Origin of the sequence: Streptomyces tendae, from assembly GCF_014650435.1 — a bacterium.
Classification (GTDB): Bacteria; Actinomycetota; Actinomycetes; order Streptomycetales; family Streptomycetaceae; genus Streptomyces; species Streptomyces tendae.
This window is the reverse complement of record NZ_BMUY01000017.1, coordinates 87,921-106,102: the sequence shown is the minus strand read 5'-3', so window position 1 is coordinate 106,102 and position 18,182 is coordinate 87,921. Positions and strand designations below refer to the sequence as shown.

Genomic DNA, 18,182 nt, shown 5'->3' with positions numbered 1-18,182 from the left:
GAGGACCGCGTTGCACATCACCCCCACACCCGAGCCGGCGCCCGCCGAGCCGCCCGGAACCCGACCGGCCGCCGCCGCATCCTCCTGTTCCTCCCCGGAGAGTCCCGATCCCCACCACGCTCAGGAACTCCGAGAAGCCCTAGGCTCACAACGCAGCCCGCAAGACCTTCGCACCCACTCGGACGCGCATGCCGCGGCGCAGGCCGCCGCCGTCGAGAACCTGCTCCGCTGCTGGGTCCGAGAGGCCGGCGTGGGCCCGCCCGGCGACGGTGTCCTGTACCTGCGGCTCCCGGCCTGCGGCGCGGCCCTGGCCGTCCCCGTGGCCTACTGGTCCCCGACCGGGCGGCACCGCTTCGGCCTCCCGCGACTGGTCGACGCACCCGCCTCGGCACCACCCGTCGACGCCCTCACCCTCGCCGCGTTGCTCGGGCGGGAGGCCCCCGGCATCCCGGGCCCCGCCGGTACCGACCTCGTGGCGCGCGTGGCCGACTCCGTCCGCCGTACCGCCGTAATCCTGCGCGACCGCGGACTACACCCCGACGGCGGCACCGGTCGTCCGGCGCCGGCACCCCCCGACCTGTTCCTCGCCGCCGAACAGGCGCTCCTCCTCGGGCATCCGCTGCACCCCACCCCCAAGAGCCGTGAGGGCCTCACCGAGGCGGAGGCGCGGCGGTACTCTCCGGAACTGCGCGGCTCCTTCCCCCTGCACTGGGTGGCCGTGGCCCCGTCCGTACTCGCCAGCGACTCGGCCTGGACCGAGCGCGGCCGCCCGGTCGCCGCACCCCGGCTCACGGCCCGCCTCGCCGCGGACGGTCCGGTCCCGCCGGTCGGATACGCGCTCCTTCCGCTGCACCCCTGGCAGTTCCGCGCGGTCGCACACCGGCCAGGGGTCGCCGCGCTGCTGGACTCCGGACTGCTCAGGGACCTCGGAGCCCGCGGCGCCCCTTGGCATCCCACCTCCTCCCTCCGGACCGTGCACCGCACCGGCGCCCCCGCCATGCTCAAGCTGTCGCTGGCACTGCACATCACCAACTCCCGGCGAGAGAACCTCCGCAAGGAGCTCCACCGCGGCGTCGAGGTCCACCGCCTGCTGCGCCGTGGGCTCTCCCGGCAGTGGCGGGCCGCCCATCCCGCGTTCGACATCGTCCGTGATCCGGCCTGGCTGGCCGTCGACGGACCGGACGGCAGCCCCGTGCGCGGGCTGGACGTCGTCGTCCGCCACAATCCCTTCCTTCCCTCGGACGACGTCTCCTGTGTGGCCGGCCTCACGGCGCCGTGGCCGCACCCGCGGGCGGACCCCACCGACGCGGGCACCACCGCCGCCGTCCCCGACCCGCGCTCCCGGCTGGCCGCGGTCGTCACACGGCTCGCCGTCCGGACCGGCCGTCCGGCCGGAGCCGTCGCCGCCGAGTGGTTCCTGCGCTACCTCCACCACGTCGTACTCCCCGTCCTGTGGCTGGACGCCCGTGCGGGCATCGCCCTGGAAGCGCACCAGCAGAACACCCTCGTGATGCTGGACGCCGACGGCTGGCCCGCCGGCGGCCGCTACCGGGACAACCAGGGCTACTACTTCCGGGAGTCGAGGCGCACGGAACTGGACGCCCTGCTGCCCGGGATCGGAGCGCACAGCGACACCTTCGTGCCCGACGCGGTCACCGACGAGCGCTTCGCGTACTACCTCGCCGTCAACAACGTGTTCGGCCTCATCGGCGCCTTCGGCTCGCAGGGTCTCGCCGACGAACACGTGCTGCTCGCCGCCTTCCGCCGCTTCCTCGGCGAGCTCGTCTCCGGCCCGGACCCGCTGGGCGGCCCCCTCCCGGCGCATCTCCTCGACTCACCCGTCCTGCGCTGCAAGGCCAACCTGCTGACCCGCCTGCACGGCCTCGACGAACTCGTCGGGCCGGTGGACACCCAGTCCGTCTACGTCACCATCGCCAACCCGTTGCGCGCCTGACCGGTCCGCCGCCCCTGCACCCGGCCCCTGAGGCACCTCCCTCACTCCCTCCCCTCCCGAAAGAGCGATCCCTTGGCTTCCACCGACGCGAGCGCCGACGACACCCTGGACCTGCACCTGCCCGGGGAGTTCGTCGCGCTCTTCCGGAGCGCGGGGGACGACCGCGCCGGGACGAGGACGGCACGGGCGCGTGCGGACCTCCTCGACGGCGTCGCCGACTGGGGACCGAGCGCCACCCCCGTCGGTGTGTTCCACCTGGCGCCCGTCGACGTCGAGCGGGACGCCGCGCTCGTCGCGCGCTGGATGAACGACCCCGCCGTCGCCGCCTACTGGGAGCTGACCGGACCGCAGAGCGTGACCGCCGACCACCTACGGGCCCAGCTCGCCGGGGACGGACGCAGCGTCCCGTGCGTCGGGCTGCTGGACGGGGTGCCGATGAGCTACTGGGAGATCTACCGGGCCGACCTCGACCCGCTGGCCCGGTACTGTCCCGTCCGGCCGCACGACACCGGCATCCACCTGCTGATCGGCGACGCCGCCGACCGCGGGCGGGGCCTCGGCACCGGGCTGATCAGGGCCGTAGCCGACCTCGTGCTCGCGGAGCGCCCCGCCTGCACACGGGTGCTCGCCGAACCCGACGTCCGCAACCGGTCGTCCGTCGCGGCGTTCCTCGGCGCCGGGTTCCGGCTGGCGGCCGAAGTGGAGCTGCCCGCCAAGCGCGCCGCCTTCATGATCCGCGAACGGGAGGCTCGGGAGTCTCCGTGACGCCCGGCGCCGCGCCCGCCACCGCTGCCGCCCGGCTGATCGCCCGTTCCGCCGGTCGCCCGTCCCGTTCGTCGGCCACTGCCCCAGGAGCCAGCCTTGCCGCGCCGGTCGCCGCAGTCAGCGTCACACGCGCCCCTCGCACCCGCCTTGCCGACCCGTTTGTCGGACCCGGGCCGTAGGGTGGTCGAGCTATGACGAAGCCCTCACTCCCCGAACTCCTGCACGCCGCCGTCACCGCCGTCGGCGGCACGGAGCGTCCCGGCCAGGTGGCCATGGCCGAAGCCGTCGAGGAAGCCATCGACGGCGGCTCCCACCTGCTCGTCCAGGCCGGCACCGGCACCGGAAAGTCGCTGGGGTACCTGGTGCCCGCGCTGGCGCACGGGGAGCGGGTGGTGGTGGCCACGGCGACCCTGGCCCTGCAGCGCCAGCTGGTCGAACGGGACCTGCCCCGCGCGGTCGACGCGCTCCACCCGCAGCTGCGCCGCCGCCCGGAGTTCGCGATGCTCAAGGGCCGGTCGAACTACCTTTGCCTGCACCGGCTGCACGAGGGCGTGCCGCAGGACGAGGAGGACGGCCTCTTCGACCAGTTCGAGGCCGCCGCCCCCACCAGCAAGCTGGGCCAGGACCTGCTGCGGATGCGTGACTGGGCGGACGAGACGGAGACCGGCGACCGCGACGACCTGACGCCCGGCGTCTCCGACCGTGCCTGGGCACAGGTGTCGGTGTCCTCCAGGGAATGCCTGGGCGCCACGAAGTGTGCCTACGGCGCCGAGTGCTTCGCCGAGTCGGCCCGTGAGCGCGCCAAGCTCTCCGACGTCGTCGTCACCAACCACGCGCTGCTCGCGATCGACGCCATCGAGGGCGCGCCGGTCCTGCCGCAGCACGAGGTGCTGATCGTCGACGAGGCGCACGAGCTGGTCTCCCGGGTCACCGGGGTGGCCACCGGAGAGCTGACTCCCGGCCAGGTCAACCGTGCGGTGCGGCGCGCCGCGAAGCTGGTCAACGAGAAGGCCGCCGACCAGCTCCAGACCGCCGCCGAGGGCTTCGAGCGGCTGATGGAGCTGGCGCTGCCGGGCCGCCTGGAGGAGGTCCCGGAGGACCTGGGGTACGCCCTGATGGCGCTGCGGGACGCCTGCCGGACGGTCATCTCGGCCATCGGCACCACCCGCGACAAGTCCGTGCAGGACGAGGACGCGGTCCGCAAGCAGGCGCTGGCCTCCGTGGAGTCCGTGCACGACGTCGCGGAGCGGATCACCAACGGCTCGGAGTGGGACGTCGTCTGGTACGAGCGCCACGACCGGTTCGGTGCCTCGCTGCGAGTCGCTCCGATGTCCGTGTCCGGCCTGTTGCGGGAGAAGCTCTTCACCGACCGCTCCGTCGTCCTGACCTCCGCCACCCTGAAGCTGGGCGGCGACTTCAACGGGGTCGGGGCGTCGCTGGGCCTGGCCCCCGAGGGCACCGAGGGCGACGACGTGCCCCAGTGGAAGGGTGTCGACGTGGGCTCGCCCTTCGACTACCGCAAGCAGGGCATCCTCTACGTCGCCAAACACCTGGCCCGCCCCGCCCGGGACGGCGACCGCGGTGACATGCTCGACGAGCTGACCGAGCTGATCCAGGCGGCGGGCGGCCGCACACTGGGCCTGTTCTCCTCGATGCGCGCGGCCCAGCTGGCCGCCGAGGAGCTGCGCTCGCGGATCCCGGAGTACCCGATCCTCCTCCAGGGCGAGGAGACCCTCGGCGAGCTGATCAAGAACTTCGCGGCCGACCCGGGTACCTGCCTCTTCGGCACCCTGTCCCTGTGGCAGGGCGTCGACGTCCCCGGGCCGAGCTGCCAGCTGGTCGTCATGGACAAGATCCCGTTCCCGCGCCCCGACGACCCTCTGATGAGCGCCCGGCAGAAGGCGGTGGAGGAGGCCGGGGGCAACGGCTTCATGGCGGTCGCCGCCACCCACGCCGCGCTGCTGATGGCCCAGGGCGCGGGCAGACTGGTCCGGGCGTCGGGCGACCGCGGGGTGGTCGCCGTACTCGACCAGCGGTTGGCGACGGCCCGGTACGGCAGCTATCTGAAGGCGTCCCTGCCCGACTTCTGGTTCACCACCGACCGCAACCAGGTCCGCAAGTCACTCGCCGCGATCGACGCGAAGGCACGGCAGACCGAGGCCGAGGGGCAGACGGAGAGCGGCTGACAGCGCTGGGCCCCGGAACCGGCGCAGAGGTTCCGGGGCCCGGTCGGGTCGGCGGGACGCTGTCGCGCGTACCCGCCCGCCGTGGCGCTCAGACGCGACGCAGTACGGCCACCACCTTGCCGAGGATGGTCGCGTCGTCACCGGGGATCGGCTCGTACGCCGAGTTGTGCGGGAGGAGCCAGACGTGGCCGTCCTCGCGCTTGAAGCGCTTGACGGTGGCCTCGCCGTCCAGCATGGCCGCCACGATGTCGCCGTTCTCGGCGACCGGCTGGCGGCGGACCGTGACCCAGTCGCCGTCACAGATCGCTGCCTCGATCATCGAGTCGCCGACGACCTTCAGGACGAACAGCTCGCCGTCGCCGACCAGCTGCCGGGGGAGCGGGAAGACGTCCTCGACGGACTCCTCGGCCAGGATCGGACCACCGGCGGCGATCCGGCCGACCAGCGGGACGTACGAGGCGGCCGGCTTCCCGGCGGTGTCCGTCGGCTGCACCGAGGCGGCCTGGTCGGAGCCGCGCACCTCGTAGGCGCGCGGGCGGTGCGGGTCCCGGCGCAGGAAGCCCTTGCGCTCCAGCGCCATCAGCTGGTGCGCCACCGACGAGGTGCTGGAGAGGCCGACGGCCTGGCCGATCTCCCGCATCGACGGCGGGTACCCGCGCCGCTGCACGGAGTCGCGGATGACTTCGATCACCCGGCGCTGGCGGTCAGTGAGTCCCGAGCTGTCCGCCCGGATGCCGGGAGGTCGCCCCGGAAGGGAGCGCTTGTGCCCCTCGGGATTCGCGGCGTCGCTCATCGCGTGCACCGGCTCAGGACGGCCCTGGGGGCGTTCCTGGGCAGTGATGGTGGCACTGTCGGCGGTGGTGGTCACGTCGGCCCCTCTCGATGGTCTCCCTGCTGCACAACGGTAGTAGCTTTCGAAAGGTTGCGCCAAACACACGTTCGAGTGAAAAAACGCGAATCGCTCGCCCGTATTGCATGTCTGGGTGTATGGCTACCGTGGTGCCTGGCGGACAAAAGGGCCTATTGCTGTACTCTTCACCGCCGTGGTGACAACCCCGGGGATGTCGCCCCAGTCTGCCATCCGGCATCCAGTTCGACGGGGCGGGTCTCCCATCTCTTGCGGTAGTCCCACGTCCCCTCCCCGAGGTGCCCACCGTATCTCCGCATGCCCCGGGGCGATACGGCCGCGACACGGCCTTGTGTGCCAGGGGCGGCCCGGGCGGCCGCCACACACAGGCGCGACACGCGTGCAGGGCGTGTATGTATGGGCCAAGCCCCACATCTAGTGGTTGGATTGCATCAGCAGCCCACAAGTTGTGGTCCCCCGGGTCTTCGGGCCCGCCGCGATCGCCTATGCTGGGGGCTGCTTCGAGGGGCCTGAAGGGCCTTTCGAGGCTGTTGAGTCTGCTGTGAGGAGGGTTCGGAGTCCATGCACTGCCCCTTCTGCAGGCACCCCGACAGCCGTGTCGTCGACAGCCGTACGACCGACGACGGCACGTCGATCCGCAGGCGCCGCCAGTGCCCTGACTGCTCCCGTCGGTTCACGACCGTGGAGACGTGCTCGCTCATGGTGGTGAAGCGGTCCGGGGTCACCGAACCGTTCAGCCGCACCAAGGTGATCAACGGTGTGCGCAAGGCATGTCAGGGCCGCCCCGTCACCGAGGACGCGCTCGCCCAGCTCGGCCAGCGGGTCGAGGAGGCGGTGCGGGCCACCGGAAGCGCCGAGCTGACCACCCACGACGTGGGGCTGGCCATCCTCGGACCGTTGCAGGAACTGGACCTCGTCGCCTATCTGCGATTCGCCTCGGTCTACCGGGCGTTCGACTCGCTCGAGGACTTCGAGGCCGCGATCGCGGAACTGAGGGAGACGACGGGGCACCCCGGCGAGGACGACGACACCGGCACGGGGAGCCAGGAGAACGACCGCGGGTCCACGGGGGCAGGACAGGTCCCCGAGCCCGCAGGCGCCGCCGACTGATCGGCGGGCCGGACCCGGACTTCGGCGCCCGGGCCCGGCCGGACGGCGGCGAGTGAACAAGACCTGTTGCGGGCGGAGCGAGAGATGCCCGCAACACCAGACAGAACACCGTGCCCACGGGAACAATCGGGGCACTTCAGGGCGTTTTCGCCCGTACAGGGAGGCGGCATGACAGAGACGGCGAGCGGTCCGGCACGGAGTTCCCGCGCCAAGGGCACCAAGGCGGGCAAGGGACTCCGCGTCGAGCGCGTCCACACCACTCCCGGCGTCCACCCCTACGACGAGGTGGCCTGGGAGCGTCGTGACGTCGTCATGACCAACTGGCGCGACGGCTCGGTCAACTTCGAGCAGCGTGGCGTCGAGTTCCCCGAGTTCTGGTCGGTGAACGCGGTCAACATCGTCACCAGCAAGTACTTCCGGGGCGCCGTGGGCACCCCGCAGCGCGAGGTGAGCCTCAAGCAGCTCATCGACCGCATCGTGAAGACGTACCGGAAGGCCGGCGAGGACCACAAGTACTTCGCCTCGCCCGCCGACGCCGAGATCTTCGAGCACGAGCTGGCCTACGCCCTCCTGCACCAGATCTTCAGCTTCAACAGCCCGGTGTGGTTCAACGTCGGCACGCCCCAGCCGCAGCAGGTCTCGGCCTGCTTCATCCTGTCCGTCGACGACTCCATGGAGTCGATCCTCGACTGGTACAAGGAAGAGGGCATGATCTTCAAGGGCGGCTCCGGAGCCGGCCTGAACCTCTCCCGGATCCGCTCCTCCAAGGAACTGCTCTCCTCCGGCGGCAACGCCTCGGGGCCGGTCTCCTTCATGCGCGGCGCCGACGCCTCGGCCGGCACCATCAAGTCCGGCGGCGCCACCCGCCGCGCGGCCAAGATGGTCATCCTCGACGTCGACCACCCCGACATCGAGGACTTCATCCAGACCAAGGTCTCGGAGGAGGAGAAGATCCGCGCCCTGCGCGACGCGGGCTTCGACATGGACCTGGGCGGCGACGACATCACGTCCGTCCAGTACCAGAACGCCAACAACTCGGTCCGCGTGAACGACACGTTCATGAAGGCCGTGCAGGACGGCGGCAAGTTCGGCCTGACGTCCCGCATGACCGGTGAGGTCATCGAGGAGGTCGACGCCAAGGCGCTCTTCCGCAAGATGGCCGAGGCCGCCTGGGCCTGCGCCGACCCGGGCATCCAGTACGACGACACCATCAACGCCTGGCACACCTGCCCGGAGTCCGGCCGCATCAACGGCTCGAACCCGTGCAGCGAGTACATGCACCTGGACAACACGTCCTGCAACCTCGCCTCGCTGAACCTGATGAAGTTCCTGAAGGACGACGGCAAGGGCCACCAGTCCTTCGACGCCGAGCGCTTCTCCAAGGTCGTCGAGCTCGTCATCACCGCGATGGACATCTCCATCTGCTTCGCGGACTTCCCGACCCAGAAGATCGGCGAGAACACCCGCGCCTTCCGCCAACTCGGCATCGGCTACGCCAACCTCGGCGCCCTGCTGATGGCGACCGGCCACGCCTACGACTCCGACGGCGGCCGCGCCCTGGCCGGCGCCATCACCTCCCTGATGACCGGCACGTCGTACCGCCGCTCCGCCGAGCTGGCCGCGATCGTCGGCCCGTACGACGGCTACGCCCGCAACGCCAAGCCGCACCTGCGGGTCATGAAGCAGCACTCCGACGAGAACGCCAAGGCCGTCCGCATGGACGACCTCGACACGCCGATCTGGGCCGCCGCCACCGAGGCATGGCAGGACGTGCTCCGCCTCGGCGAGAAGAACGGCTTCCGCAACTCCCAGGCGTCCGTCATCGCCCCGACCGGCACCATCGGTCTCGCGATGTCCTGCGACACCACCGGCCTCGAGCCCGACCTCGCGCTGGTCAAGTTCAAGAAGCTGGTCGGCGGCGGCTCGATGCAGATCGTCAACGGCACCGTCCCGCAGGCCCTGCGCCGCCTGGGCTACCAGGAGGAGCAGATCGAGGCGATCGTCGCCCACATCGCCGAGCACGGCAACGTGGTCGACGCGCCCGGCCTGGCGCACGAGCACTACGAGGTGTTCGACTGCGCCATGGGCGAGCGCTCCATCTCCGCGATGGGCCACGTCCGCATGATGGCCGCCATCCAGCCGTGGATCTCCGGCGCCCTGTCCAAGACGGTCAACCTGCCGGAGTCGGCGACCGTCGAGGACGTCGAAGAGGTCTACTTCGAGGCGTGGAAGATGGGCGTCAAGGCGCTCGCCATCTACCGCGACAACTGCAAGGTCGGCCAGCCCCTGTCCGCCAAGACCAAGTCGGCCAAGGACGAGAAGGCGGAGATCACCGAGAAGACCGAGGCGGCGATCCGCGAGACGGTCGAGAAGGTCGTCGAGTACCGCCCGGTCCGCAAGCGCCTCCCGAAGGGACGTCCCGGCATCACCACGTCCTTCACCGTCGGCGGCGCCGAGGGCTACATGACCGCCAACTCCTACCCGGACGACGGTCTCGGCGAGGTCTTCCTCAAGATGTCCAAGCAGGGTTCGACCCTCGCGGGCATGATGGACGCCTTCTCCATCGCGGTCTCCGTCGGCCTCCAGTACGGCGTGCCGCTGGAGACGTACGTCTCGAAGTTCACCAACATGCGCTTCGAGCCGGCCGGGATGACGGACGACCCGGACGTGCGGATGGCGCAGTCGATCGTCGACTACATCTTCCGCCGCCTGGCGCTGGACTTCCTGCCCTTCGAGACGCGCTCCGCGCTCGGCATCCACTCCGCCGAGGAGCGTCAGCGCCACCTGGAGACCGGTTCGTACGAGCCGTCCGACGACGAGCTGGACGTCGAGGGCCTGGCCCAGTCGGCGCCGCGCGCCCAGGAACTGAAGGCCGTCGCCACACCGAAGGCCGAGGCCGAGGCCGCCAAGCCCGCTCCGCAGCAGGCGCACACCAGCGCCGAGCTGGTGGAGATGCAGCTGGGCATCCAGGCCGACGCCCCGCTGTGCTTCTCCTGCGGCACCAAGATGCAGCGCGCCGGGTCCTGCTACATCTGCGAGGGCTGCGGCTCGACCAGCGGTTGCAGCTGACCTGCGGCTCGACCTGCGGATGACGTGACGAGCGCGTGACTCGCGGGTCCGGAAGGGGACCGGCCATCGGCCGGTCCCCTTCCGCGTGTGCAGGCGGTCGCTTCCGCGTGTGCCGGCGGTTCGCGCACGCTCACCTCCGGCACACGCCGCACGAGCGAGCGATGACTTCGGGCGCCGGATCGGGTCTACCCCCACGACACACCCGACCTACGACATCTGCCGGGGCTCCGATGACAACAGTCAGCGTCAATGAGATCGCTTTGGGTATCGAGTCGTTCGGTGCCGACGACGCGCCACTCGTCCTGCTCGTGGGCGGGACGACGATGCTCTCCTGGCCCGACGCGCTCTGCGAGCGCCTCGCCGCGGGCGGGCGCCGCGTCGTGCGCTACGACCTGCGCGACAGCGGGGAGTCGACCACGGCTGACCCGGAGGCGCCCGCCTACACCCTGCGCGACCTGGCCGCCGACGCGGCGGCCCTTCCCGGTGCGCTCGGCGCCGGGCCCGCGCACCTCGCCGGGATCGGCGTCGGGGGCATGGTCGCCCAGGTGGCCGCGCTCGACCACCCGGACGCGTTCTCGGCGCTCACGCTCGTCGGCACCCGCGCGGTCGCGCCCGGCCCGCCCGACGACGACCTCCCCGACCACGACGAGGCGACGATGGGCCGGCTGTTCACGCGGCCGATGCCCGACTGGACCGACCGTGAGGCGGTGGCCGAGTTCGCCGCCACCGGTGCGGAGGTCCTCGGCGACGACCCCGTCGCCGCGCGCGCGATCGCGGCCCGCATCTGGGACCGCACGCCGGGCACCGCCGCCCCGGTCCAGCTGGCCAACCAGCTGGGCATCGTGTTCTCCAGGCTGGACTGCGCACCCCGTTGGCGTGAGCGCCTGCCCGGGCTCGGAATCCCCACGCTCGTCGTCCACGGCCGCCGCGACCCGTTCTTCCCCGTCGGCAACGGGGAAGCGATCGCGCGTGAGATTCCCCGGGCGCGGCTGCTCGTCCTCGAGGACGCCGCCACCGCGATCCCCGACGCGGCGGTCGGCGAGGTCGCCCAGGCGATGCTCGCGCTCGGGCGCGGGACGGCCGGGGCCGAGGTCAGGAGTGGCGCGTCGCGCCCATCACGCGGGTGAAGGTCGCGGGGTCGCCCTCGAAGCCGTGCACGCCCGCCCGGAACTCCCACGCCCCCGTCTCGTCACGGACGAACTCCGCGACCGTGGCCGCCGTGGCGCCCGGGACGCCGCCGAAGTCCTCCGCGGCCAGGTCCGTGTAGCCCTCTCGGATGCGCAGACCGGGGTTGGTCACGTCGCCGAAGGTCCGGTCCTCGGTGTGCTGCTGTATGGCGACGCCCACCACCACGCGCGCGTACCGGGCGTCCAGCCTATCCAGCTCCAGCGTCATGACCTCGTCGAAACCGAAGCCCTTGCCGTCCTTGCTGTCCCGGTTGAGGTAGATCGTGCCGTCCGGTGAGCGGCTGTCGAAGTGCACCACGTAGCCGGGGGTGCCGTACGGATCGTCGGCCGGATAGGTCCCGGCGACGAGATCCAGGTCGACGGGTGGCTGCCCCGCCGGACTCGGATCCCACCGCAGCGCGACCTCGACCTTGCGCATGCCCTTGCTGAGGCCGTTCACAGACTTCCCCTTCCCAGGTCCCCCGCCCTGCCCGGCCCTCGGAACTGCCGGGCGGTGACGGCCGGTTGTCCATCCTGCCACGCACCGGGACGCAGCCGTGGGCAAGCGGTCCGCCGGAGAGCGGCCGGTGCCGTGTTCCTGGCCTTACCATGGCGCGGTGCTGGTCAAGTGGATTCGCTGCACCGTGGTCGACCGCCGCGGTTTCGAGCGGGGGCAGCGGAAGTGGGCGGGGCTTCCGGGGGAGCCGGGTTTTCGGGGGCAGGGGGGCGGCTGGAGCCGGGGGCGGCCGGACGTGGCGCACGTCTTCGCCTTCTGGGAGAGCCGTGCCTTCTACGACTCCTTCATGGCCCGCTCCCACGACAGGCTGGCCTCGGCGCAGGTGGGCACCTTCAAGGACGCCCAGGTCAGGCTCTTCGACTACCGGTTCGACGTGAAGACCGGCTTCGAGCCGCGCTTCACCGACGCCGACCTGCTGCGGGTGGCGCTGTGCCGGGTCCACGAGGAACGGGCCGAGCACTACGTCCTCATGCAGGAGAAGGTCTGGAACCCGGCGATGGCCGGCTCGCCCGGCATGATCCGCGGCCTGTTCGGCGAGGCCCCGGGCGACGGGTACAACGAGTACCTCGTGCTGTCCATGTGGCTGTCGGCCGCCGAACACGGAAAGTACCGCACCGAGCGGGTGGAACGGCTCGCCCTGCGCGCCCAGACGGAGGCCGACATCGCGGCGCTGACGGGCGACATCGTGCAGCTGGAACCCTCCTGGACCGTTTGAGATCCGGACCCTCCCCGGCCCGCCCGGGTGTGGAGACCGTGTGACGTACGCCGTACGGGGCCCCTACGAGTGCCGGGTTCCGCCCGTCTCGATCTAGGGTTCTGGCATGGCACGACCACGGCGCATCGTTCTTGTCCGGCACGGCGAGTCGACCGGCAACGTCGATGACACCGTGTACGAGCGCGAACCCGACCACGCGCTCGCCCTCACCGACCGGGGCCGGGCGCAGGCCGAGGAGACCGGCAAGGGCCTGCGCGAGGTGTTCGGCCGCGAGCGGATCAGCGTGTACGTCTCCCCGTACCGCCGTACCCACGAGACCCTGCGCTCCTTCCACCTCGATCCGGACCTCATACGGATACGCGAGGAGCCGCGGCTGCGCGAGCAGGACTGGGGCAACTGGCAGGACCGCGACGACGTGCGCCTGCAGAAGGCCTACCGCGACGCCTACGGCCACTTCTTCTACCGCTTCGCCCAGGGCGAGTCCGGTGCCGACGTGTACGACCGGGTCGGCGGGTTCCTGGAGAGCCTGTTCCGCAGCTTCGAGGACCCCGACCACCCGCCGAACGTGCTGCTGGTGACGCACGGGCTCGCCATGCGGCTGTTCTGCATGAGGTGGTTCCACTGGACGGTCGCGGAGTTCGAGTCGCTGTCCAACCCCGGGAACGCCGAGATGCGGATGCTCGTTCTCGGTGAGGACGGCAAGTACACCCTTGACCGGCCCTTCGAACGCTGGCGAGATCCGGAACCGTACGGGATCACCGGATAGAGTGGCAGGGCGATGACCGCTCATTCTTCTCCTGACGGGCGCCTGGACCGGGCCCTGTCCAGCCTGCGCGGACTGTCGGTGGGGGACGCGCTCGGCTCACAGTTCTTCGTTCCCGCGAACTATCCGCTGCTGGGGCGCCGCGAGCTGCCGCCCGGCACCTGGCAGTGGACGGACGACACGGAGATGGCGTGCTCCGTGGTCTCCGTCCTGGCTGCCCACCACCGCATCGACCAGGACGCGCTGGCCCTCTCCTTCGCCCATCACCACGACTTCGACCGGGGGTACGGCCCCGCGGTCAACCGGCTGCTGCGCCTGGTCAGGGAAGGCGGCGACTGGCGCGAGCTGGCCGCGGCCCTGTTCAACGGGCAGGGCTCCTGGGGCAACGGCGCCGCCATGCGCATCGCGCCGCTCGGCGCCTGGTACGCGGACGACCCGGAGCAGGCCACCCACCAGGCGGAGATCTCGGCCTACCCGACGCACCAGCACCGTGAGGCGGTGGTCGGCGCGATGGCCGTCGCGGCCGCCTCGGCGCTGGCCGCCGATCCGGCCGGTCCGCCCTCCGCGCACGCGCTCCTCGACGGCGTGATCGCACTGGTGCCGAAGAGCGCGGTGGGCGCCGGACTGCGACGCGCCCGGGACATGCTCGACTACGGCGACGCGGCCACCGTGGCGGCGGTCCTGGGCTGTGGACGCCGTACGACCGCGCATGACACCGTCCCCTTCGCGCTCTGGTCCGCGGCCCGCGCCCTCGGGGCGTACGAGACCGCGTTCTGGACGACCGCGCAGGTCGGCGGGGATGTGGACACGACCTGCGCCATCGTGGGCGGTGTCGTCGCGGCCGGCCGGGCGGGCGCGCCCCCGGCCGAGTGGGCGGGACGGGTGGAGGCGCTGCCCGACTGGATGACCGTTTCCGCCTGACCGTTTCCGCCTGACCGGATCCCCTGGTCAGCCCATACCCGGCCCCGCCGTGCCGGAAAGGGCCTCCAGGTCGCTTTTGCGCACCCGGATCACCAGCCAGGCCGTGGCCAGAGCCAGTACGGCCATGGCGGCGGCCGGGATGAAGGCGGCCGAGATGCCCTGTGCCAGGACGTCGTGCGACCAGGGCGCGGGCAACTGGTGGGTCCGGGCGAACTCCGCCTTCTGCTCCGGCGAACCGTTGGCGAGGAAGTCCTGCACCTGCTTCTTCCCCTCGTCCTTGCTCGCCGTGCCGAAGACCGTCGTCAGGATGGCGAGCCCGATCGATCCGCCCACCTGTTGCATCGCGTTGAGCAGGCCCGACGCCGCGCCCGCCTCGTGCTGGGCGACCCCGGAGACCGCGGTCAGCGTCAGCGTCACGAAGTTCAGCCCCATGCCGAAGCCGAAGATCAGCATCGGTCCCAGGATTCCGCCGACATATGTGCTGTCGGAGCTGATGAGGGTCTGCCAGCCGAGTCCGAGCGCGGCGAGCGCCGAACCCACGATCATGAACGGCTTGGGGCCGAAGACGGGCAGGAAGCGCTGCGACAGCCCGGCACCGATCGCGATCACGACCGTGACCGGCAGGAAGGCCAGACCGGCCTCGATGGGGCTGTAGCCGAGCACGTTCTGTACGAACAGCACGATGTAGAAGAACATGCCGAACATCGCCGCGGCCAGACTCAGCATGATCACGTACGTGCCGGAGCGGTTGCGGTCGGCGAACATCTTCAGCGGGGTGATCGGTTCCCTGGCCCGCCGCTCGATGCGGACGAAGGCCAGCAGCAGGACCGCGGCGGCGGCGAAGGACCCGATGGTCAGATTGTCCCGCCAGCCCTCGTCGGCGGCCCGGATGAAGCCGTAGACGAGCAGGGCCATGCCCGCCGTCGAGGTCACCGCCCCGGCGATGTCGAAGCGGCCGGAGTGCCGTTCGGACTCGCTGATGTAGAGCGGTGCCAGCACGGCGATCAGTACACCGATCGGCACGTTGACGAAGAGCACCCAGCGCCAGTCGAGCCACTCGGTGAGCATGCCGCCCGCTAGCAGGCCGATGGCGCCACCACCCGCGGAGACGGCGGCGAAGACGCCGAAGGCCCGGTTGCGCTCCGGTCCCTCGGGGAACGTGGTGGCGATGAGGGCCAGCGACGTGGGCGAGGCGATCGCGCCGCCCATGCCCTGCAGGACGCGAGCCGCCAGAAGCTGCCAGGGTTCCTGGGCGAAGCCGCCGAGCAGCGAGGCGAAGGTGAAGAGCAGGATGCCGGTCATGAAGACCCGGCGCCTGCCGAGGATGTCACCGGCTCGGCCGCCGAGCAGGAGCAGGCCGCCGAAGGTGAGCGTGTAGGCGCTGACGACCCAGGTGAGGTCGGTGGTGCTGAAGTCGAGCGCGCTCTGGATGTGCGGGAGCGCGATGTTCACAATCGTGGCGTCGAGTACGACCATGAGTTGGCAGGACGCGATGACGGCCAGCGCGATGCCGGGATGCCCCTCCCGGCGGGCCGCTCCCGGCTTCCGGTCTTTGATCAGAGAAGAAGTTGGCACTATGTGTTCCCCACGATTGACTTGGTGAACGCTCGCGTTCACTGTTGTTCAACGCTGGTGACCCGTCCGATTCCCCGTCGCGGCCGCGCAACGTGTGCTTCATCCCCGAATACCCGTTTTCGCCGCTTACTGGAGACCTCCGGCATGGTTCCTCCGCACTGGCCGGCCGCCTCCGCCCGGACGCCCGCCCGCCGGCGTGGAGCGGTCCTGGAGCGCGCGATCCTCGAGGCCGCGCTGGATCAACTCGGCACCGTCGGCTGGAACGGTCTGACGATGGAGGGGGTGGCCGCGGGCGCACGGACCGGGAAGGCGGCCGTCTACCGTCGCTGGTCGTCCAAGGAAGACCTCGTCGCGGACGCGCTGCGGTCCGGACTGCCGGACGGGTCCCGACCTCGGAAGCATGCGCAAGGATCTGCTGGAGCTCTGCCGCAGGGCGCGCGACGCGATGTACAGCCGCCCCGGATCGGCTCTGCGTTCCGTGATTCACGAATGCGACACCAAGCAGGCCGAACGCTTCCACGCCGTGATCATCAAAGGGGTGGTCGAGTCGACCCTCAAGATGCTGCGTGAGGTCGTCAACCGCGGAATGGAGCGGGGAGAGGTCCGGCACGATGCGGCCAACGGGTACATCTTCGACGCCATCCCGGCGATGATGATGTACCGCTCGAAGATTTGTGCAAGTGAATGGACGGACCGCGAGCTCGAGGAAATGATCGACCAGTTGATGGTCCCGCTGCTGCGGTCGGGCGGCCCCTGATCCGGGCCGACGCGGAGTCCGCCGCCGTTCGGGCAACCGGGGTGTCGCGGGGGGATCGCGGCGGCGTAGGCTAGGGGCGCCATGCCGTACGAACCACCTACTCACACCGTCGAGCGCTCCCTTCGCGCCACGACCGGAGCGAAGGTCATCGCCGGTGTCGACGAGGTGGGGCGCGGTGCGTGGGCCGGCCCGGTCACCGTCTGCGCGGCGATCACCGGACTGCGCCGACCTCCGGTCGGCCTGACCGACTCCAAGCTGCTCACCATCAAGCGACGCACCGAACTCGAGGTGGAGTTGCGTACCTGGGTCACGTCCTACGCCCTGGGGCACGCCTCTCCGGAGGAGATCGACGCGCTCGGCATGACCGCCGCGCTGCGCCTGGCGGCGGTGCGTGCCTTGGAGGCCCTGCCGGTCCGCCCCGACGCCGTCATCCTCGACGGCAAGCACGACTACCTCGGCACCCCTTGGCGGGTTCGCACGGTGATCAAGGGCGATCAGTCCTGCGTCGCCGTCGCGGCGGCCTCGGTGCTCGCCAAGGTCCAGCGCGACAAAATGATGGCCGAACTGGGTGTCGACCATGCAGACTTCGGTTTTGCGGACAACGCCGGGTATCCGTCGCCCGTGCACAAGGCCGCACTGGAGGAGCGGGGCCCCACCCCGCACCACCGGTTGTCGTGGGCGTATCTTGATGCGCTGCCCCAGTGGCGGCACCTCAAGAAGGTCCGCAGTTGGGTGGACGGAAGCGTTCCGGAAATCGAGGGTCAGCTCGGATTCGATTTCTGACGGTTCCGCTCGCAGGCATGTGCCACCCGCCGACGCGAGCCGCACCAACGTTTGATAGATATCAGCTCATGCCTCTCATTCCCGAGGAGCCTCAGATTCACGAGAAGGCCCAGGGTCCCCGCGCCACTCCGGCCAGCGGCCGCACCGCGCCGACCCCCCGCCCCGTACCCGGCCCCCGTCCCGCGGCTCCGCCGCGCCCCGGCCGTCCCGGCCCGGTGCGGCCGGCACCGCCGGCGCAACGCGCGTCGCGGGACACGGCCGCGGCCAAACCCGGACCCGCGGGTCCGGCCACCCCGGCAGCCACCTCGGCCGCCCCGCAGATCCAGTTGATCCCGGCCACGCCCGACGGTGCGCTCGACGCCGCCGAAGAGGCCGTGGACCTGCTGCTGGACTCGGGTCGTACCCCTGGTGACGTGCTGGTGATCACCACCGGCGAACCCCACCCGTGGGCGGCCCACGAGCTGTCCTTCGGCGATGCCGCCTACTGGGCGCAGCACGACGCGGGCGACGACGTCTTCTACGCCGACGCCGCCGTCGCGGACCGTGCCGTGTCACGGGCCGTGGTCGTGGTCGCGCTCAACGGCGGTCCCGAGGCCGCCGCTGTGACCGCCCTGACCGTGGCCCACTCGCGGGCCGGCGCCCTGCTGATCGTCTGCGGCGACCCGCAGCGGATCAACTCGGTGCTGGGCGCGGGCGTCTGAGTCCGTTCGCCGAGCACGGCGGACGCCGGGTGTGACACCGGGGCGCCCGTTTGGAGCCCCCGCACGGAGGCGGTTCGGGCGAGCCCGGGCACACCGACGACGCCCGGCGCCGTAGCGGACCGGGCCCGACGGGTCGCACGCCGGTCGGGCCACGGGCACGGTCCGTCCGCGGGTCGGGTCACGGGCACTGCTGTCATCGGTGGGGTCACGGGCACGTTCCGTAATCCGTCGGGTCACGGGTACGTTCCGTAGGCCGTCCGGTCACGTGCAGGGCGTGTCACCGCTGGGGCCACGGGCGAGTCGGCTCGGGCAGGCCGACGCGGCCTCCGAGC

General features: G+C 71.2%; 14 protein-coding genes and 1 pseudogene. 12 read left to right on the top strand and 3 right to left on the bottom strand.

Translation table 11 applies throughout. From position 1 onward, the window contains the following. Positions 1–10 precede the first annotated feature (10 nt). The 3 genes from IE258_RS34300 to IE258_RS34290 all read left to right on the top strand — a co-directional run bounded on the left by IE258_RS34300 (position 11) and on the right by IE258_RS34290 (position 4,905). Positions 11–1,954: an IucA/IucC family protein gene (locus IE258_RS34300; protein WP_189749703.1), complete on the top strand. Its 1,944-nt coding sequence runs from the start codon at positions 11–13 to the stop codon at positions 1,952–1,954. A gap of 72 nt (positions 1,955–2,026) precedes the next feature. Then, on the top strand, positions 2,027–2,719 hold the full coding sequence (locus IE258_RS34295) for a GNAT family N-acetyltransferase (protein WP_189749701.1): 693 nt from the start codon (positions 2,027–2,029) through the stop codon (positions 2,717–2,719). A 191-nt stretch (positions 2,720–2,910) separates the two neighbouring features. Continuing rightward, positions 2,911–4,905 (top strand): ATP-dependent DNA helicase, encoded by a 1,995-nt coding sequence (locus IE258_RS34290; protein ID WP_189749700.1) that lies wholly within the window; start codon positions 2,911–2,913, stop codon positions 4,903–4,905. Positions 4,906–4,993: 88 nt separating this feature from the next. On the opposite strand, the gene lexA is transcribed toward IE258_RS34290, so the two are convergent. Continuing rightward, entirely contained in the window at positions 4,994–5,773 is a 780-nt protein-coding gene (gene lexA / locus IE258_RS34285) for a transcriptional repressor LexA (protein WP_003973219.1), read from the bottom strand. 561 nt (positions 5,774–6,334) lie between these two features. Between lexA and nrdR the strand changes: the two genes are divergently transcribed. From nrdR to IE258_RS34270, 3 genes are all read left to right on the top strand, one after another. Then, positions 6,335–6,883, top strand: coding sequence for a transcriptional regulator NrdR (gene nrdR, locus IE258_RS34280; RefSeq protein WP_189749699.1), 549 nt, complete (start codon positions 6,335–6,337; stop codon positions 6,881–6,883). Between the two features lie 168 nt (positions 6,884–7,051). Beyond that, entirely contained in the window at positions 7,052–9,952 is a 2,901-nt protein-coding gene (locus IE258_RS34275) for a vitamin B12-dependent ribonucleotide reductase (RefSeq protein WP_189749697.1), read from the top strand. 230 nt (positions 9,953–10,182) lie between these two features. Then, a complete protein-coding gene (locus IE258_RS34270) occupies positions 10,183–11,079 on the top strand; it encodes an alpha/beta fold hydrolase (protein WP_189749696.1) in 897 nt (298 codons plus the stop codon). On the opposite strand, the gene IE258_RS34265 is transcribed toward IE258_RS34270, so the two are convergent. Beyond that, the gene (locus IE258_RS34265; RefSeq protein ID WP_189749694.1) at positions 11,045–11,578 is read right to left on the bottom strand and encodes a TerD family protein; all 534 of its coding nucleotides are present in this window, start codon (positions 11,576–11,578) and stop codon (positions 11,045–11,047) included. The two genes, IE258_RS34270 and IE258_RS34265, sit on opposite strands and share 35 nt — an antisense overlap. Before the next feature lie 157 nt (positions 11,579–11,735). On the opposite strand from IE258_RS34265, the gene IE258_RS34260 reads away from it, so the two are divergent. The 3 genes from IE258_RS34260 (at position 11,736) to IE258_RS34250 (ending at position 14,034) form a co-directional block, all read left to right on the top strand. Continuing rightward, on the top strand, positions 11,736–12,350 hold the full coding sequence (locus IE258_RS34260) for a YdbC family protein (RefSeq protein ID WP_104631078.1): 615 nt from the start codon (positions 11,736–11,738) through the stop codon (positions 12,348–12,350). A 106-nt stretch (positions 12,351–12,456) separates the two neighbouring features. Then, positions 12,457–13,116 (top strand): histidine phosphatase family protein, encoded by a 660-nt coding sequence (locus IE258_RS34255; protein ID WP_159327970.1) that lies wholly within the window; start codon positions 12,457–12,459, stop codon positions 13,114–13,116. A 12-nt stretch (positions 13,117–13,128) separates the two neighbouring features. Continuing rightward, positions 13,129–14,034: an ADP-ribosylglycohydrolase family protein gene (locus IE258_RS34250; protein ID WP_161381561.1), complete on the top strand. Its 906-nt coding sequence runs from the start codon at positions 13,129–13,131 to the stop codon at positions 14,032–14,034. 27 nt (positions 14,035–14,061) lie between these two features. On the opposite strand, the gene IE258_RS34245 is transcribed toward IE258_RS34250, so the two are convergent. Beyond that, positions 14,062–15,609, bottom strand: coding sequence for an MFS transporter (locus IE258_RS34245; RefSeq protein WP_189749693.1), 1,548 nt, complete (start codon positions 15,607–15,609; stop codon positions 14,062–14,064). Positions 15,610–15,753: 144 nt separating this feature from the next. Between IE258_RS34245 and IE258_RS34240 the strand changes: the two are divergent. The 3 genes and pseudogenes from IE258_RS34240 (at position 15,754) to IE258_RS34230 (ending at position 17,850) form a co-directional block, all read left to right on the top strand. After that, positions 15,754–16,366, top strand: a pseudogene (locus tag IE258_RS34240) (TetR/AcrR family transcriptional regulator). A gap of 81 nt (positions 16,367–16,447) precedes the next feature. Beyond that, positions 16,448–17,149, top strand: coding sequence for a ribonuclease HII (rnhB, locus tag IE258_RS34235; protein WP_189749691.1), 702 nt, complete (start codon positions 16,448–16,450; stop codon positions 17,147–17,149). A 68-nt stretch (positions 17,150–17,217) separates the two neighbouring features. Beyond that, a complete protein-coding gene (locus tag IE258_RS34230; protein WP_189749690.1) occupies positions 17,218–17,850 on the top strand; it encodes a hypothetical protein in 633 nt (210 codons plus the stop codon). Positions 17,851–18,182 lie beyond the last annotated feature (332 nt).

What these genes read in the sequence shown, in the direction of transcription:
- IE258_RS34290 (WP_189749700.1), top strand. Translation starts at nt 2,911, where the DNA reads ATGACGAAGCCCTCACTCCCCGAACTCCTGCACGCCGCCGTCACCGCC.
- nrdR (WP_189749699.1), top strand. Translation starts at nt 6,335, where the DNA reads ATGCACTGCCCCTTCTGCAGGCACCCCGACAGCCGTGTCGTCGACAGC.
- IE258_RS34275 (WP_189749697.1), top strand. Translation starts at nt 7,052, where the DNA reads ATGACAGAGACGGCGAGCGGTCCGGCACGGAGTTCCCGCGCCAAGGGC.
- IE258_RS34270 (WP_189749696.1), top strand. Translation starts at nt 10,183, where the DNA reads ATGACAACAGTCAGCGTCAATGAGATCGCTTTGGGTATCGAGTCGTTC.
- IE258_RS34255 (WP_159327970.1), top strand. Translation starts at nt 12,457, where the DNA reads ATGGCACGACCACGGCGCATCGTTCTTGTCCGGCACGGCGAGTCGACC.
- IE258_RS34250 (WP_161381561.1), top strand. Translation starts at nt 13,129, where the DNA reads ATGACCGCTCATTCTTCTCCTGACGGGCGCCTGGACCGGGCCCTGTCC.
- rnhB (WP_189749691.1), top strand. Translation starts at nt 16,448, where the DNA reads ATGCCGTACGAACCACCTACTCACACCGTCGAGCGCTCCCTTCGCGCC.
- IE258_RS34230 (WP_189749690.1), top strand. Translation starts at nt 17,218, where the DNA reads ATGCCTCTCATTCCCGAGGAGCCTCAGATTCACGAGAAGGCCCAGGGT.